At 70.9% G+C, this 220-nt stretch carries 1 protein-coding gene; it reads right to left on the bottom strand.

Annotated features, from left to right (window positions below; all coding sequences use genetic code 11):
• Window positions 1-220 (bottom strand): FGGY family carbohydrate kinase (locus L861_RS10015; RefSeq protein WP_035568102.1); only part of this gene is annotated, 220 nt, incomplete at both ends.

Raw genomic sequence — 220 nt, 5'->3', positions numbered from 1 at the left:
CTCAGGGTGACCAGCCCTGGTGCAATGTTGCCGGTACCGATGGCCCCCATCATATTGTCGCCACCACCGCTCGAAACCACCACGTCCTCGGCGAGCCCCAGCTCGGAGGCCAGCTCAGGGCGCACCGTCCCGGCTGGCTCGTGGGCCTCGATCAGCCGCGGCAGCACGCGGGGCGGGTCGAGTTCGGGGGCGATCTCGGCGAGGACGTCCTCGCGCCAGC

Origin of the sequence: Litchfieldella anticariensis FP35 = DSM 16096 (assembly GCF_000409775.1) — a bacterium.
In the GTDB taxonomy this organism is placed as follows: Bacteria; Pseudomonadota; Gammaproteobacteria; order Pseudomonadales; family Halomonadaceae; genus Litchfieldella; species Litchfieldella anticariensis.
Note: the sequence above shows the minus strand (reverse complement) of the source record. Positions and strands in the feature narration are given on the sequence as shown.